This is a genomic window from Psychrobacter sp. H25, from assembly GCF_059076335.1.
On the sequence record NZ_JCACRV010000001.1, the window covers coordinates 2117835 to 2133386 of the forward strand.

Below are 15552 nucleotides of genomic sequence, written 5' to 3' on the forward strand. Positions count from 1 at the left end.
TGCTACCCAACATCTATTACAGATGAATATATAAGAGTAACGCACTATGCGACAGCTGACCACTTACCGTAACTTACAAGTATTTTTGGTGATAATGGCCATAACAGGCATGAGTTTTGCGCTGTTTTACTTGCAGCGCCATCTTGGGCTATCTCCTTGTCCACTCTGCATCTTTCAACGTATTGGTCTGATGGTCATGGGCGGTTTTGCCTTAATATCAGCGTTGTTCAATCCTAAGTCTAAAGTTATCAGACTGCTGTTATGGCTTGGCAGCTTGGCAGGTATTGGCTGGGCAACTGCTGTTGCAGCGCGTCATGTGTGGCTACAACATCTGCCTGCCGATCAAGTCCCTTCATGTGGTCCGGGTTTGGATTATTGGCTTGATACTCTACCTATTTTACAGGTATTTAAAGAAGTGTTTGCAGGCTCTGGTGAGTGTGCTTCTGTCGATTGGACATTTATGGGGTTGAGTATTCCTGAGCAGTCCTTGATTTTGTTCAGCGTACTCCTAGTGGTACACGGGTTGATCCTATGGCGTATCGTGCGACCTACCACTAACTCACGTATCGTTCAATAATTCTTCAAAATCCTCTAGCACTTTATAGCTAATTTTTTTAAACAGACATTCATACCTTGCTATGTAATGTCTGTTTTAACTTATGTCATTTTTAAATATCTCTTATTAGCTCTATTAGAGGGAACGACAGATGCCAAACTATCTCCTTCTATCTAGCATCTATAATAAGCACAACAAAAAGTCTACAGAGATATTCCTAACCCTTTGATATCTTTATACAGCTTATTCCATTAGTCGTTAGCCCTTATAGCTCAATTGCTTTTGAACGACAGACTATTCGTATCTCGATAACCAGATGACGTTCTCAAGTTCCTAAGTTTATATTATCGTTAAGCTTATACCCCTCAACTTCGATTAGTTTTGACAACGGCATCATATTGTCAATAATTTGGGGTTTTCGATAGTAAGGGTGATTTTTTAAAACACTATCTAGAAACTGTTTTTGGTAGGACCATGATATCTCTTGCACCCATTTGCTCTACTACACTTATTGTCATCAAACGCTGGCGTCTACCCTTATTGGCGATACCGCTGTGTGCGTTGTTGGCCGGTTGTGATAGCGCTTCATCTAATGCTGATCAAAACATGATGACCAAAATTGGCTCTGTCAATACATCGGATACGACTGAACCGCAAAACGAGCCAGAAGAGAGTGACGGTACTTCCCTATCAGATGCCAATAGTAACTTGAGCGAGTCTACCGAAGGGCAATCGCTTATTGCCGCTGCCCAATCAAATAATGATGCAAAGATAAAACCATCGACACTATATTCAAAATCGAACAGCAGTACACTGCAAGCAACACTAATGGGTGACTATGGCGGTATGGTGCCCTGCGCAGACTGCGACAGTATTGATGTCACATTAAACTTATTTGCTGATGGTTCTGTCCTAAAAGCCAGCAATTATCACAATCCAGAACAGCCGCGACCACCTCTACTTGAGTCTGGCGTTTACCGTCAAGACAATGACAAAATCACCATCGTATACGAAGACAAGAACATTGAGTCCTATCATATTCAAGACAACCATTTGATTTTGATAGATGAGCAAAAGAATCTCAACAACGACTATACGTTGTCACGTAAATAATCGTTAGCACGGATAGTTACTAGTAAAACGACGTAAGCAGTCATCAATGAACTCAATATCAACAACCTACCTTTCTAAATAGGTAAGCCCTATTCAACATCGTTTTGAACGAGTCATATTTTGTCAGCCACATAACGCCTACTTGTTGGGCGTTTTTTGTTGGTCATCGAACAGTGTTTACTTTACAATGATTGCTGATCTGCCGCATTGCTATAGTGGCAACGCCTGATCAAAGCACTAACCCTTGCTGATAGCGGCTAAGCACACCAAACCTTATCATTCATTAGCTGTTTACCTCCTTTATTCTAGCTCGTACGGAACGTCTATGCATATTCATATCCTTGGTATTTGTGGTACTTTTATGGGCTCGCTGGCATTGTTAGCGCGTGAACTTGGGCATACCGTTACTGGTTCAGATGCCAATGTGTACCCTCCTATGTCTACCCAACTTGAAAATGCTGGCGTCACTATCGAAGAAGGTTATCTCGTAGAGCATCTGCAACCAGCGCCAGACTTAGTCGTTGTTGGTAATGCGATGAAACGTGGTATGGATGTGATCGAGTACATGCTAGATAGTGGTCTGCGCTATACCTCAGGTCCACAGTTTTTGTCCGAGCAAGTGTTGCAGTCCCGTCATGTGATAGCCGTCGCAGGTACTCATGGCAAAACCACCACGACCACTATGCTCGCTTGGATACTGCATTATGCTGGTATCGATGCAGGGTTTTTGATCGGCGGTGTGCCACTGGTCGATACGACTGATGAGCACTTGCAGAAGGTGTTTGCGCACAGTAGCTATCTGGGCGCAGAAACAACAAACGATGATAGTACCGCTCCTTCTGGCTATTTTGTCATTGAAGCCGACGAATACGACTCTGCGTTTTTTGATAAACGTTCAAAGTTCGTTCATTATCGCCCGCGTACCGCTATCTTGAACAACCTAGAGTTTGATCACGCTGATATTTTTGCAGACCTTGATGCTATTCAGACCCAGTTTCACCACATGGTACGCATGATTCCAAGCACAGGTAAAATCATCATGCCTGCCGCGACTATCAGTTTAGAGGACACCTTAGCAAAAGGGGTCTGGACCCCTATCTGGCGTACGGCGGTTATCGACTCTACTACTACTGTTTTAAACACAGACGACACCCTAAAAGACAATAGCGAATGGCAAGCTGAGCTTATTCGCGAGGATGGCAGTCAGTTCCAAGTAAGCTTTGCAGCTGACAAAGAAGCAACTGCTATCGTAAACTGGTCGATGAGCGGTATTCATAATGTCAACAATGCCTTGGTTGCTATTGCAGCAGCCTACAACGTTGGCGTGAGCGTTTCTACTGCTTGCGCTGCATTATCCGCCTTTGCTGGTATCAAACGCCGGATGGAGCTAATCGGTGATGTAAACGATATTCTCGTTTTTGATGACTTCGCCCATCACCCAACTGCTATTACAATGACCTTGGACGGCGCCAAAAAGAAACTGGCTGACAGACGACTTTGGGCGATTATCGAACCGCGTAGTAATACGATGAAAATGGGTATTCACCAAGACAGCTTGGCTGAGTCAGCTGCTCTCGCTGACTATACGTTATGGTACGAGCCTACGGGACTAGAATGGGGTCTAAAAGAAGTCATCGAACAGTCCTGCACTGAAAGTGACTCTATTAGTAACCAGCAAGTGATGTCTAGCATCGATACCATCATCGAACATATCACTACCCATGCTCAGGCAGGTGATGCTATTGTTGTCATGTCTAATGGTGGTTTTGAGGGTATTCATCAGCGTCTGCTCACTGCACTGCGTAATGACTAGACGATTACCCAAAGATTAGACCCCGTATTTATTATAAAAAGCGCAGCCGTTTAGTAGACGAGCTGCGTTTTTTTATTCCGGTTTACTTATTCCGGTTTACTTATATGAGCCTTTCTAAATGAGCTATTCTAAGCAAATTGCTTCTAAGTAAGCTTTTTTGAACACACTTCTCTCTCGTAACCTGCCATCATTCCTTCCTGTTAGCACCACGGCTACCTTTGTAACCTTTCGTTTACTTATTACCCGTACGTAATAGCAAATCAGACTTTTTTCTCACATAGCCCCTACACAGGTAACATTTCGTGCTTACTTTTGTGTTTGAGGACTGTTTACAATGGAGTCATCTAATTAACGACATATTATAAATATTAATAATTTAGGAGAATAACATGAGCTTTATTTGGATGATTATCGTAGGTCTAGTCGCAGGTTTATTGGCACGTGCTATCAAGCCAGGTAGTGACCCTATGGGTTGGATCATGACGATTGTATTAGGTATCGTCGGTGCTATGCTAGGTGGTTTCATTGCAGGCTTGATTGGTATTAATGCGGATGGCGGTTTCACTGGTCTTATCTTCTCAGTAATCGGTGCCATTATCTTGCTATTCTTGTATGAAATGATTGTAAACAAACGCCGTGCATAATTGCTGTACATGGTTAGCAGTCACACGAAACACTCAAAGAAGCCTCGCAACAAGCGAGGTTTTTTTGTACCACCAAACATCAACCTCTCTATTCTATAGACTCATAGAACCTAATATGAACGGGAAAGTATTGATAAGCATTACTTTTGTCCCCATTTATCTTATAATATCAACCCTATTTTGTCCCTATCATTGAGGTGAGCGTTATGGCACTACTCCCTATCTTAAGTTACCCAGACCCGCGTTTGCGCACGATTGCCAAACCTGTCAAGGAAGTGACAGCTGAAATCAAAACCTTAATCGCTGACATGATCGAGACGATGTATGATGCTCAAGGTATCGGCCTTGCTGCTAGCCAAGTCGATCGTCACATTCAGCTTATCGTCATGGACTTGTCTGAAGACAAAACTACTCCTAGAGTATTCATCAATCCAAAAGTCACGCCCTTGGTAGATGACAAAAAACCCTATGAAGAAGGCTGCCTATCTGTGCCCGACGTCTATGACAAAGTAGAACGTCCTACCAAGGTACGCATCGAGGCTTTGGATGGTGAGGGTAACGTCATTGATGAAGAAGTAGAAGGCTTACTTGCTGTCTGTATCCAGCATGAAATGGATCATCTAAATGGTGTGATATTCGTCGATTACCTCTCTCGTCTAAAACAAACTCGTGCGCGTGATAAAGTTCGTAAAGTCGTCAAAATACGTGAAAAACAAGAAGCTCAGGCGGCTGACAAGCAAGCACAAACCCTCAACTCTTAAATTTCTTATCCTTAATATCGTCTCGCCTAACGTAACTGTGACTCTATAACATTCACGGTGTGGCGACGTTTTTTGTTGGGTATTGTTTTTACTAAAGGTTTATTACTATGACAATGATCAAAATCGACCAATATTTTGAACCTGCCAGCTGGCAGAAATTTACCAAAGCTGCCGAAGGTCGTGAGACCCCATTTCTGGTGGTAGACCTTAGTCGCATAGAAACAAAGTACCACGAAATGGTCAGTCTATTTCCGACTGCCAAATTGCACTATGCAATGAAAGCCAGCCCTGCGGTAGAAGTCATCAACTTATTAGCAAAGCTTGGTTCAAACTTTGACTGCGCGTCAATCTATGAGCTTGATCGAGTGCTAGACTGCGGTGTTGAGCCTTCTCGCATCTCTTACGGTAATACCATCAAAAAAGCCGAACACGTCAAATACGCTTTTGAAAAGGGTATCGATCTATACGCTACCGACTCAGAAGCTGATCTCAAAAATATTGCCAAACATGCCCCAGGCTCTAGAGTGTTTGTTCGTATTTTGGTTCAGGGTTCAGAGACCGCAGAGTGGCCACTATCGCGCAAGTTTGGCTGTCACCCTAATATGGCCATTGATTTGTTGGTTCAAGCACGCGAGCTGGGTTTGGTACCGTATGGCATCTCATTCCATGTAGGCAGTCAACAAAAAGACGTGGCTGCATGGGATGATGCATTGGCCAAGGTCAAATATATGTTTGATTGGATGAAAAACGAAGAAGACATCAAGCTACAGATGATCAATCTGGGCGGCGGTTTCCCAACCAACTATATCAGTGAAGTCAACCCGATCAAGGTTTATGCCGAAGAGATTACCAGTTACTTAACCGATGACTACAACGCTGAAGAGATGCCTGAAATCATCTTGGAGCCAGGTCGTTCATTGGTTGGTGGCTCAGGTGTGCTGGTCAGTGATGTCGTGCTTATCTCGCGCAAATCAGATACCGATTTGACCCGCTGGGTATACACGGATGTCGGTCTATTCCAAGGTTTGATCGAGACGCTAGGCGAAGCCATCAAGTATCCTGTCTATACGCCTAAGATGGAAACTTCAACCAGCGAAGGTACCGTCGTACTGGCAGGCCCAACCTGTGACTCAACCGACATTATGTACGAAGAAGCTGGTTATCAGCTGCCTCAAGAGCTTGAGATTGGTGACAAAATCTACTGGCTCACCACTGGTGCTTATACCAACTCTTACTCATCAGTAGAGTTCAACGGTTTTCCGCCGCTCGAAGTGGTTTATATTGACTAGCCTTCAAACCTGTTGTCCATAAAAAAGCGCGGCGCTATTGATTATAGATCAATCACAGCACCGCGCTTTTTTTGTGGTTGGCTGTTTGATTTAGAAGCTATTGAACCAATAAAGCAATCGGTGCGTTATTATTGCTACTAGACGTTCGACTGCCGCTACTGATTGAGGTTTGCGAGATTTGACCAATCGTCACCCATTGTCCACGTGGCACAATGAGCGTACTGTTCAATCTTTGAGCATCGACCATATTATTGTCATAACTATTTTGACGATAAGGCGAATGGGATTGTGCAACTCCGTTTTTAGCTAATGTTTCTTCAACTTGAGATAGTGTGACCTCAACCTGTCCGTTTGACAGTAGCCTTGGTAAAACAGCGATGCCTCTGCTAGTCGGTAGCAATACTTGATTCTGGATAATGATTTGTCTTGAGGGTCGGGTATGGCTTGAATAAATATTAGTATTGTAGAGTGAGTAGAGCGTGCCTGTACTGATACTGGCCGCGCTGCCAGATAGCGTTTGTACTTGGTATAGATTATTGCTTTGCTGCTGGCTGCGACGCTGGTTGATAATCCCTGACCCTTGGATACCGCGATTGGTAATGATGACCTGACCCTGCTGAGTGCTACTCTGACTGTCCTGAATATTCCCAACACGTACCGCAACGGTGAGCGCTTGCGGCTGACTATCAATCTGGCTGAGTAGCTGCTGTATCATTTGATAATTGCGAGGTGTGGTTCTCAGTATCAGCTTGTCCTGATACACACTTGCCGTACCACCATCAGCGGTGCTATTCAATTGTTGTCTAACAGGGGTCAATAGTGCCTCGCCACCGTAAGTATCAATCACATAGGTTTGAGTGCTATTGGCTTGTACTGCAATAGGTAGGACAGCTAGACTGAGTGCAAATACAGGAAGGCATGCACTGCGAGCAATATTGGCTATAGAAATCGCACCAACCAGCTTATACGTTGTATAGCGTTTGATATTACTCACAGGCATTCTCCTTGTTGTTTGCGGCCTCGTCTCTTTCAGTCTTAAAACCTGTATGTCTCTGTTTGTTTAAATCCCTGTCTATTTAAACCACTGTCTATTTAAACCATTGTTTCTTTAAATCCTCAGTGATCACGTCTACTCATTTAGACCCAGCACGTCTTGCATATTGTACTGTCCAACTGCTTGCTCGGTTACCCACGTCGCGGCACGTACAGCACCTGCGGCAAACGTCATGCGCTCTCGTGCGCGATGGGTGATCTCAACCACCTCACCATCTGCGATAAACATTACGGTATGGTCACCCACGATCTCGCCGCCGCGTACGGCATGTATACCGATGGTTCCTGTTTCACGCTCGCCCGTTTGTCCTTCGCGGCCATAGACAGCAACATCTTTTAGATTTTGTCCGCGGGCGTCGGCGACAGTCTCTGCCATCATATAGGCTGTCCCAGATGGCGCATCAATCTTATGCTTATGATGTGCTTCGATGATTTCTACATCAGCATCAGCACCAAATGCCTTTGCGGCCATGCCAAGTAGTTTTAATGATAAATTTACGCCCGTCGAATAGTTGCCAGCATACACGATGGCGATTGCTTCGCTTGCTTTTGCTAGTACTTGCTCTTGGGCTTCATTGAACCCAGTCGTACCGATAACCATTGCCACCTTGTGCTCAGCACAGACTTGCATATTTTGCTCGGTCGCATCAGGCAGACTAAAATCAATCAGCACATCGATGTCGTTAATCACAGTCTCTAGGTTATCAACAATCTGTACCTCTAAACATCCGATAGCAGCAACCTCTCCTGCATCAGCACCGACGAGACTAGATCCTTGGCGCTCAATCGCGGCATTAAGCATAGTTTTTGAATTGTTCTGTACGGCTTCGATAAGCATGCGGCCCATACGACCACCTGCACCGATCACACCAACTTTGATGGCTTGCTCATTTGTTTGTTGATTCATCTCTCTACCTTAAATACTTTATATTTACTGGGATTATTGTGAATATCATTTATCGTAAGTTTAGCAAATATCATTACCTGAGTGGTTTTTTATCAGCACAAGAAAAAGCCCAAAGGTTTCATGTGAAACCTTTGGGCTTAGTTTAGTACTAGCTACTTAGTTAGACTATTTTTTAATCGAATAAATCGCCGATTTTTTTAAAGAATGATTTTTTGTGTGGTGACTGCTGATGTTTGCTGTCATCATCCAAAGTATCTTGGAATTGACGTAACAGATCTTTTTGCTCACGTGTCAAGTTGACAGGTGTCTCGATGACAACGCGGCAGATCAAATCACCTTTCATTGTGGTGCGTACTGGCGTCACGCCTTTGCCGCGTACACGCAGCAATTTGCCACTTTGTGTACCTTCTGCAACTTTGATCTTTACTTTGCCGTCTAAGGTTGGGATTTCAACTTCTTTACCTAATGCTGCATCGGTGATGCTAACAGGTACGTCCATGTATAGGTCAGCGCCTTGGCGGGTAAAGACATTGTGTTGTTTGACACGTACTTCGACATACAGATCACCGTTCTGTACACCTGCACCGCCCGCCTCACCTTCTCCTGCTAGGCGAACGCGGTCACCATCATCGACGCCCGCTGGGATAGACACTTCTAGTGTGCGTGATTTGTCTTTGACGCCATTACCATGACAGTCAGGACATGGGTTTTTGATCTGTTTACCAGAGCCACCACACTGCGGGCAAGCCTGCTGCACTGCAAAGAAGCCTTGCTGCATACGCACTTGACCTTGACCATGACACATCTGACAGGTCACGACATCAGAGGCATTTTTTGCGCCTTTACCATCACAGGTATCACAGGGCGCTGGCGCAGTAAAGCTGATTTCTTTTTTGCAGCCACGTACTGCTTCTTCTAATGTCAGCTCAATGACATAGCGTAAGTCTGAGCCTCGACGTGAACGTCCACCGCCGCCGCCACGTGATTGACCAAAAATATCGCCGAAGTTGCCAAAGATATCGCCAAAGATGTCTTGGAAGTTGCCACCGCCTGCACCACCAAAACCGCCGCCCATACCATTCTCAAAAGCAGCGTGACCCATGCGGTCATAGGCTGAGCGCTTTTCTTCGTCACTTAGCACTTCATAAGCCATCGACGCTTCTTTGAATTTGTCATCAGAGTCAGGGTCATCAGAGTTGCGATCTGGATGGTATTTCATAGCAAGCTTGCGGTAGGCTCGCTTAATTTCCTTGCTATCAGCGGTTTTGCTGACACCTAATACTTCATAAAAATCGCGTTTACTCATGGTTTCTCCTATCGTCTTCGCAGTACCGCCAGCTCGTTGACTGATTAACGTTGCTCATTAGCGCCTTATTCATACGTGATTACATCATTAGGTTTCATGTGAAACATAACAAACAACGATATCACGGGCTAATAACAAGTGGATGCGACGAGCAAGTTTGGTGGGGCCGCTTAGCCAAATCAATTATAAAAAGTTTGCGCTATTTATGGAGATGGTCTGCTGATTTATCAAGCGCTTAAGCCATGAAATTCGCAGTTAACGCTGTTAAATCGCGATATACACGATTTATTAATGTTGCTACACAGCTTTTCGTACCGAAGTAATGCCCAGTCGTGCTAATATTTACCGCCATATCTACCGTCATTTATATCTATGGCGACAACGTTTGCGACAACGTGCAACAAGGTGCCAAGTCTTATGAAAAAGCTGATTTTTTTACTGATCATCATTGCGGTAGTCGTCTATGCAGGCTCCCCTTATTACAGCGCCTATCAGCTCAAAAACGCTTATGATGATAAAGATGGGGCCACTATCGCAGCGGCTATCGATTATGAGCAGGTACGACCAAGTATTCAAAATCAGCTGACTGGTCAATTTGCAACGACCCTGACCAAGTACCCGCTGATCGCTGAGCTGGGTGGTGAGCCACTTACCCAAGCGGCAAATGGCTTTATTACGCAAGCCGTCGACGGTGCCATCACCCCGCAAAACATCGAGAAACTCATCAATACCCAAGGCCAAGCCAACACAGCCACCAAAGAGCTGGCTGCTGCATGGGCCATCGCTAGTGATCAGGTTGATCTAAAAAACCTTATTCAAAGCTTAATTATTCAACGTGGCGACGTAGATGCTGTGGTCAAAAGTCAAATGCAGCAAGTCATGAAAAAACAAGCGGCTGAGCTTGAGCAGCAGGCCGCCCAAGGCAATGATAGCGAAAAACCAACATTGAGCTATTGCGGTATCAATTGCTTCGATATTAGTGGTCAAGTGAAAGGCTATCCACTTACTATCGAGATGCAGCGTGAAGGTTTGATTGGATGGAAGATTGTGGATGTGGTGCTGCCATAACTATTTTTGACAGCCAACGATCTTAAAACTATAACGTTCAAACTATAGCCCTTAAATTATGGTATTCGAACTACTATTATATAAAACAAAAAAACCGCCTTATGCGTAGCGTCATAAGGCGGTTTTTTGTTTGCTTGAAGTGCGGGGCTACATGAGTTATGAATGTTGTATGACGCTGACGTCGTTACTCTATGCCCAAAAATTCCAAGAACTCAGGGCTTTCAAAACTCGCTTGATATAGCACACCATCTTCACGGTAAATGGCGGGTGTTGCCATTACCGCGAGTCCCGCGGCTTTTTCACGATTGGGCGTGACATGATCGACGGTACAACTTGAGGATGCAGGTGTCATCTGACCTTGTAGCATCGCCTTATCAAATGCTTGACGACGACTGTCTTCATCAGCTTGACACCAGATACCCCGCATTTGCTCAGGTGATGCTTCATATATTGGATAGCCAATGATATTGACCGTCACGCCTTTTGCATTGAGCGATGGTACTTGCTGATGCAGTCTGCGGCAGTAAGTACAATTGACATCATCCGCCACATAGACAACGGCTTTCTCAGGGCTAGTCGCTGGATAAGTAATCAACTGGCTGTTATCCAATGTTGCAAATACAGACTGATTTTTACGCTTTTCAAAATTCTCATCGAGCCCGATAAATTGACCGTTTTCGATCACTGATATTTCACCATCAGTAATGTACTGTGCATCATCTGATAGTAAAAACGGCACACCTTCTAGCGTTGCTCCCCAAATCACGCCTGGTACGGCAGTATAAAAGAATGGCGTTTTAGCGCTCATGTTTTTCAGCGCTGCCATATTTGCTAGCATGTCAGATTTGACGCTAGCACTGACAGGTTTGCCTACCTGCGCACTCGTGCTACGTGCTGGTGTTTTGGTCACTACCCGCTTGCTTGGATTTTTTTGCAGCTCACCTTGGATGACATATCTACCATCTTCAGTGATGTGCAACGGTAACTGCCCTGCCAAGTTTACTTGATACATATTAGGTAAGTTAGAAGGCACGATAGAGGTAATTTGCGTTTTGATACCTGCTTGGGTCAATACTTGGCGCAAGCGCTGATCGATAGCTACACTTACCGCTTTGGTTGTTTGTGCGCTGTGGCTGTTGTTATTCACCTGAACACTGGTAGCATCTGCTGAGCTTGGCTGAGCGCAAGCCGTGGTTGCTAGCAATATAACGCTGATTAGGCTGGCAGGTTTTAATACAGATAATATCACTGAAGGCTTCCTATCTAGTTTTTGATAATGACCGTTTTTTGATAGCGATAGCTTTTCGATAACGATTGCTTTTACGACTCAGGCATACTGAGCACATCAGACTCGGCAAGTGATAATAGACAAGTCATGTTATAGATAAAAATAACTGTAGCACATAGGTTGGTTTTGCAAAGTGATAAATGGCCCAAATCGCAAAACTGCTACCTAATCTTAAGAGATAGGCAACACAAGCACCGTGGATGAAAACGGTAAACAAAAACAACGGACAGCAAAAAGCAGCACACGGTGTCGCGGCTGCTTATGAGTTGTACAACAATGGTCTAAAAATGATAGTGCGAAGAGTAAATCCAGTCTATAACTAGAACTTGGCAACTTCTTCTGGTGTTAAGAAGCGGCTATCGCCTTTTTCTAAACCTTCTAAATTGATATGACCGATACTAGCGCGGTGCAGCTCAGTGACTCTATTGCCAAAATAACCCATCATGCGTTTGACCTGATGATACTTACCCTGCTCTAGTGTCAGGCGTGCATGAGTCTCATCAATGAATTCTAGAACAGCAGGCTTGGTTGGCTCAAAATCTCCCTCTAATAGAATCCCTTCGGCGACTTTTTTCACAGCTTTCTCTTGTGAATCGCTATCCATCGCATCTGCTAAGGTTAGCTCGTACACTTTAGCATGCTCGTGCTTGGGGCTAGTGACACGGTGTAGCCAGCCGCCATCATCACTCATGAGTAGAGCACCTGTGGTATCGACGTCGAGGCGTCCCGCAATACGCAAGCTACCCAGTTCTGGTACCGCAATCAGCTCGGTGACGATTGGATACTCTTTGGCTTTTAATGTACATTCAAAGCCTTCAGGCTTATACAACAAAATATAGCGATTGCCAGTAGCCACTGACAGTGGCTCGCCTGCCCACATTACATCATCATTAACGATATCGACATGTAGACCAGGGTCTTTGACCACTTGATCATTTACGGTGATTTCGCCGGCGTGCATGATTTTTTTTGATTCTTTGCGTGACAGCTCGGTGGCTTTACTAATAAATTTATCTAAACGCATACTATGACTACCATCGGTTTTATGATACCAGCCCTAAATCAGAAACTAACGATACCAGCTCTCAGCCGTGAGCGCCTCGTTATCTTCGATGGTTAGAAATGGTACTATAATGAAAAATTGAATGAACACTGCGCCCAATATAAAAGCCAGTGACAGTCAGACCAGTTTAACATATCCAACCTAAGCCTGATGAAATATGAGCTATCAAACGCTAAAACGTGCGGTTACCGCGCGCCTAGAAATCAAAAAGTCCGAGTTTATTGCTTATGCCTATCCTGTGACCGCCCGCGAGCAAGCTATGTTTCACGTGGAACAACTACGCGAGCAGTACCCTGATGCCCGTCATTTTTGCTGGGCATATATCGTTGGTGACCCTGACAACACCACCAGTGCAGGGTTCGATGATGATGGTGAACCAAGCGGTACGGCTGGCAGGCCGATATTAAATGTTCTGCAACACAAGTCCATCGGCAACGTGATTATCATCGTGGTGCGTTATTTTGGTGGTATCAAATTAGGTGCTGGCGGTCTTACTCGTGCTTATGCAGGCGCGGCCCAAGCAGCTGTTGATGAGATGATATTGAGACCCTATGTACCGATGGCACAAGTGCAGGTGCTGGCGACGTTTGCAACTGAAGCACAGTGCCGTTATATCATAGAGAGTCTTGGTGGGCGTGTTGATGATGTCGCATACAGCAAACAAGTTACTTTGAGCGCAACCCTTGCTGAGGCAGACATGGATAATTTAAAAGAGCGTCTGGCAATGGATGGTCGAGTATTGGATCAGCCAGAACGTTAAAAATCTGACTAACTGCTCTCGTCTGCTCGTTTAGACAGCTTTATTGTTAGTCGCTTTTCTTAAGTGCTGCTTTCAGTCTCTGTATTTCATAGCTGCTTTTAAAAAATGCTTTGGAACAACTACTTTCAGTAGCTGTTTTTCAGTAAGCATGCGTTCACTGAAAATCATTGGTTTTCGTAGGCACTGGCGTTATGATAAAAAACATTACTTTTTAACCCTCCTTAAATAAGATCCTTATATGTCCACCTCGACCACAACTTTTTCTCCAGCACCCTTTAAGCCACCATTTTGGCTGACCAACCCTCATTTGCAGAGCATCTTGCCTAAGTTTTTTGCGCCCAAAGCACCGACGTATCGCCGTGTGGTGATGCAAGATTCCTTGAGTGAAACCGATATTGCTTACGACTTTTATGATGCGCATCCTATAAATCCATCGACTGATGGATCACTTGAGCAAACACCGTTGATTGTCCTATTCCACGGCATGGAGGGCAGCAGTGACAGTCACTATGCTCGCGCATTGGCTTACCAGATGCACGCGCAAGGCTGGCATTTTGTAGTGGTGCACTTTCGTAGTTGTGGCGGTATTCCAGCTAATGGCCGAGTTTTTTATAATGCCGGTGATACCAATGAGGTGCATCACGCACTACAGAACTTACGTGCGCAGTATGCCAATATCTATGCGGCTGGCGTGTCACTTGGTGGTAATGCACTAGCGAAATACATGGGCGAGTATGGTGACGAAGCCATTTGCAAAGGCGCGGCGGTCATCTCTGCTCCCGTCGATATGTCATCGGCTGCCATTACTATGCATAGTTTTTTGAGTCATCGTATCTATACGCCTTATCTGCTTAATCCAATTATTAAAAAAGCGTTGGCGAACGACATCACCACAGAAGAAATTGATGCTATCAAAGCCGTCAATCGTATCAGCGACTTCGATGATATCTTTACCGCGCCCCGTCATGGCTACCGCTCCAACAATCACTATTACCACTCTTCGTCTGCCCTACCTTACTTGATTAACGTTACCAAGCCTCTACTGTTAATTAGTGCAAAAGACGATCCTTTCATTGGCTTTACCGCGACGCCAAACGATGTTTCTGATAGCGTCACTATATTGGATACAGAACACGGTGGACATATCGGTTATCTGCGCTATCGTTCAGACAGTGCTGAGGCCAAAAGCAAACCGTCTGTCACCAGTGCTAAAAAATCTAAGACTTCAAAATTCGATATTAACTGGATACCTGAAACGGTTAGTGCTTATTTTAACTGGATTGGTTTGGCTTCTATTAGCGAGCCTTCTCAAGATGTGGTCTCTGACAACTAATAATCAATGACGAAATAATAACGCCAACGTTTACAAACTTTTGAGAGTGTTCTATGTATCCATTTATCCGCTATGCCGCCACCATCGCTCATGCTGCCATAAAAGCAAAACGAGGCGATACGTTGACGTTCAAAGACACCAGTGAGATTCAGTTTCGCTGCCGCTTATCTGATATCGATAATTTTTTGGAGATGAATAACGGTCGCGTATTTACGCTATATGATTTGGGGCGTATGGACTTTGCGGTACGGACGGGGCTTGGCAACCAGCTACTAAAACAGCGTTGGGGTTTGGTCATCGCTGGCAGTACCATCCAATACCGTAAGCGTATTCGCGCCTTTGACAAAGTCACGCTCAAGACCAAAATCGTCGGTATCGATGCGCGCTGGCTCTATATCGAGCAATCTATGTGGGTCAAGGGCAAGCCTTGCTCGTCTGGATTACTGCGTACGGGTGTGACCAAAGGTGGACGAGTGATCGACACGGCACAGGTACTGGCAGCATTAGGACAGTCTGATTGGGATCTCCCGCCAACAGGTTACGTGGCTGAATGGATTAAGAGCGATGCTGATCGTCCGTGGCCGCCAACGGAATAATG

Annotated in this window: 16 protein-coding genes; 11 read left to right on the plus strand and 5 right to left on the minus strand. The window is 44.9% G+C overall.

The features are described from left to right. The first annotated feature begins 46 nt into the window (after positions 1-46). The 6 genes from AC5JPO_RS08585 (at position 47) to AC5JPO_RS08610 (ending at position 6176) form a co-directional block, all read left to right on the plus strand. The gene (locus AC5JPO_RS08585) at positions 47-577 is read left to right on the plus strand and encodes a disulfide bond formation protein B (protein ID WP_493853847.1); all 531 of its coding nucleotides are present in this window, start codon (positions 47-49) and stop codon (positions 575-577) included. Between the two features lie 453 nt (positions 578-1030). After that, entirely contained in the window at positions 1031-1669 is a 639-nt protein-coding gene (locus AC5JPO_RS08590; protein WP_493853848.1) for a copper resistance protein NlpE N-terminal domain-containing protein, read from the plus strand. Positions 1670-1994: 325 nt separating this feature from the next. After that, positions 1995-3482: a UDP-N-acetylmuramate:L-alanyl-gamma-D-glutamyl-meso-diaminopimelate ligase gene (gene mpl, locus AC5JPO_RS08595; protein ID WP_493853849.1), complete on the plus strand. Its 1488-nt coding sequence runs from the start codon at positions 1995-1997 to the stop codon at positions 3480-3482. A gap of 389 nt (positions 3483-3871) precedes the next feature. Further along, the gene (locus tag AC5JPO_RS08600; RefSeq protein WP_319050780.1) at positions 3872-4126 is read left to right on the plus strand and encodes a GlsB/YeaQ/YmgE family stress response membrane protein; all 255 of its coding nucleotides are present in this window, start codon (positions 3872-3874) and stop codon (positions 4124-4126) included. Positions 4127-4332: 206 nt separating this feature from the next. Continuing rightward, positions 4333-4887, plus strand: coding sequence for a peptide deformylase (gene def / locus AC5JPO_RS08605; protein ID WP_493853850.1), 555 nt, complete (start codon positions 4333-4335; stop codon positions 4885-4887). Positions 4888-5000: 113 nt separating this feature from the next. Beyond that, positions 5001-6176: a type III PLP-dependent enzyme gene (locus tag AC5JPO_RS08610; RefSeq protein ID WP_319050873.1), complete on the plus strand. Its 1176-nt coding sequence runs from the start codon at positions 5001-5003 to the stop codon at positions 6174-6176. 97 nt (positions 6177-6273) lie between these two features. Here AC5JPO_RS08610 and AC5JPO_RS08615 read toward each other — a convergent pair whose 3' ends face one another. The 3 genes from AC5JPO_RS08615 to dnaJ form a co-directional block, all read right to left on the minus strand. Beyond that, the gene (locus tag AC5JPO_RS08615) at positions 6274-7170 is read right to left on the minus strand and encodes a hypothetical protein (RefSeq protein ID WP_493853851.1); all 897 of its coding nucleotides are present in this window, start codon (positions 7168-7170) and stop codon (positions 6274-6276) included. Between the two features lie 135 nt (positions 7171-7305). Next, positions 7306-8136 (minus strand): 4-hydroxy-tetrahydrodipicolinate reductase, encoded by an 831-nt coding sequence (gene dapB / locus AC5JPO_RS08620; protein ID WP_493853852.1) that lies wholly within the window; start codon positions 8134-8136, stop codon positions 7306-7308. A gap of 172 nt (positions 8137-8308) precedes the next feature. Further along, on the minus strand, positions 8309-9442 hold the full coding sequence (dnaJ, locus tag AC5JPO_RS08625; RefSeq protein ID WP_493853853.1) for a molecular chaperone DnaJ: 1134 nt from the start codon (positions 9440-9442) through the stop codon (positions 8309-8311). Between the two features lie 417 nt (positions 9443-9859). Between dnaJ and AC5JPO_RS08630 the strand changes: the two genes are divergently transcribed. Next, the gene (locus tag AC5JPO_RS08630; protein ID WP_319050785.1) at positions 9860-10510 is read left to right on the plus strand and encodes a DUF2939 domain-containing protein; all 651 of its coding nucleotides are present in this window, start codon (positions 9860-9862) and stop codon (positions 10508-10510) included. Between the two features lie 184 nt (positions 10511-10694). On the opposite strand, the gene AC5JPO_RS08635 is transcribed toward AC5JPO_RS08630, so the two are convergent. Continuing rightward, complete coding sequence (locus AC5JPO_RS08635) at positions 10695-11759, minus strand: disulfide isomerase DsbC N-terminal domain-containing protein (RefSeq protein ID WP_493853854.1); 1065 nt, start codon at positions 11757-11759, stop codon at positions 10695-10697. Positions 11760-11998: 239 nt separating this feature from the next. Here AC5JPO_RS08635 and AC5JPO_RS08640 point away from each other — a divergent pair, with 239 nt between their 5' ends. Next, positions 11999-12121 carry a hypothetical protein gene (locus AC5JPO_RS08640; protein ID WP_493853855.1) on the plus strand — a complete coding sequence of 41 codons (123 nt, stop codon included), beginning with the start codon at positions 11999-12001 and terminating at the stop codon, positions 12119-12121. Here AC5JPO_RS08640 and AC5JPO_RS08645 read toward each other — a convergent pair. Beyond that, positions 12118-12822, minus strand: a complete 705-nt coding sequence (locus AC5JPO_RS08645) for a pseudouridine synthase (protein WP_319050787.1) — start codon at positions 12820-12822, stop codon at positions 12118-12120. The genes AC5JPO_RS08640 and AC5JPO_RS08645 overlap by 4 nt on opposite strands. Before the next feature lie 196 nt (positions 12823-13018). Here AC5JPO_RS08645 and AC5JPO_RS08650 point away from each other — a divergent pair, with 196 nt between their 5' ends. From AC5JPO_RS08650 to AC5JPO_RS08660, 3 genes are all read left to right on the plus strand, one after another. Beyond that, positions 13019-13621, plus strand: a complete 603-nt coding sequence (locus AC5JPO_RS08650; RefSeq protein ID WP_493853856.1) for a YigZ family protein — start codon at positions 13019-13021, stop codon at positions 13619-13621. Positions 13622-13859: 238 nt separating this feature from the next. Then, complete coding sequence (locus AC5JPO_RS08655; protein ID WP_493853857.1) at positions 13860-14954, plus strand: YheT family hydrolase; 1095 nt, start codon at positions 13860-13862, stop codon at positions 14952-14954. Positions 14955-15007: 53 nt separating this feature from the next. Then, entirely contained in the window at positions 15008-15550 is a 543-nt protein-coding gene (locus AC5JPO_RS08660) for an acyl-CoA thioesterase (RefSeq protein WP_319050790.1), read from the plus strand. Positions 15551-15552: the final 2 nt, after the last annotated feature.

Coding starts and splice junctions, on each gene's coding strand:
- AC5JPO_RS08585 (WP_493853847.1), top strand. CDS start 47: ATGCGACAGCTGACCACTTACCGTAACTTACAAGTATTTTTGGTGATA.
- AC5JPO_RS08590 (WP_493853848.1), top strand. CDS start 1,031: ATGATATCTCTTGCACCCATTTGCTCTACTACACTTATTGTCATCAAA.
- mpl (WP_493853849.1), top strand. CDS start 1,995: ATGCATATTCATATCCTTGGTATTTGTGGTACTTTTATGGGCTCGCTG.
- AC5JPO_RS08600 (WP_319050780.1), top strand. CDS start 3,872: ATGAGCTTTATTTGGATGATTATCGTAGGTCTAGTCGCAGGTTTATTG.
- def (WP_493853850.1), top strand. CDS start 4,333: ATGGCACTACTCCCTATCTTAAGTTACCCAGACCCGCGTTTGCGCACG.
- AC5JPO_RS08610 (WP_319050873.1), top strand. CDS start 5,001: ATGATCAAAATCGACCAATATTTTGAACCTGCCAGCTGGCAGAAATTT.
- dapB (WP_493853852.1), bottom strand. CDS start 8,136: ATGAATCAACAAACAAATGAGCAAGCCATCAAAGTTGGTGTGATCGGT.
- dnaJ (WP_493853853.1), bottom strand. CDS start 9,442: ATGAGTAAACGCGATTTTTATGAAGTATTAGGTGTCAGCAAAACCGCT.
- AC5JPO_RS08630 (WP_319050785.1), top strand. CDS start 9,860: ATGAAAAAGCTGATTTTTTTACTGATCATCATTGCGGTAGTCGTCTAT.
- AC5JPO_RS08640 (WP_493853855.1), top strand. CDS start 11,999: ATGAAAACGGTAAACAAAAACAACGGACAGCAAAAAGCAGCACACGGT.
- AC5JPO_RS08645 (WP_319050787.1), bottom strand. CDS start 12,822: ATGCGTTTAGATAAATTTATTAGTAAAGCCACCGAGCTGTCACGCAAA.
- AC5JPO_RS08650 (WP_493853856.1), top strand. CDS start 13,019: ATGAGCTATCAAACGCTAAAACGTGCGGTTACCGCGCGCCTAGAAATC.
- AC5JPO_RS08655 (WP_493853857.1), top strand. CDS start 13,860: ATGTCCACCTCGACCACAACTTTTTCTCCAGCACCCTTTAAGCCACCA.
- AC5JPO_RS08660 (WP_319050790.1), top strand. CDS start 15,008: ATGTATCCATTTATCCGCTATGCCGCCACCATCGCTCATGCTGCCATA.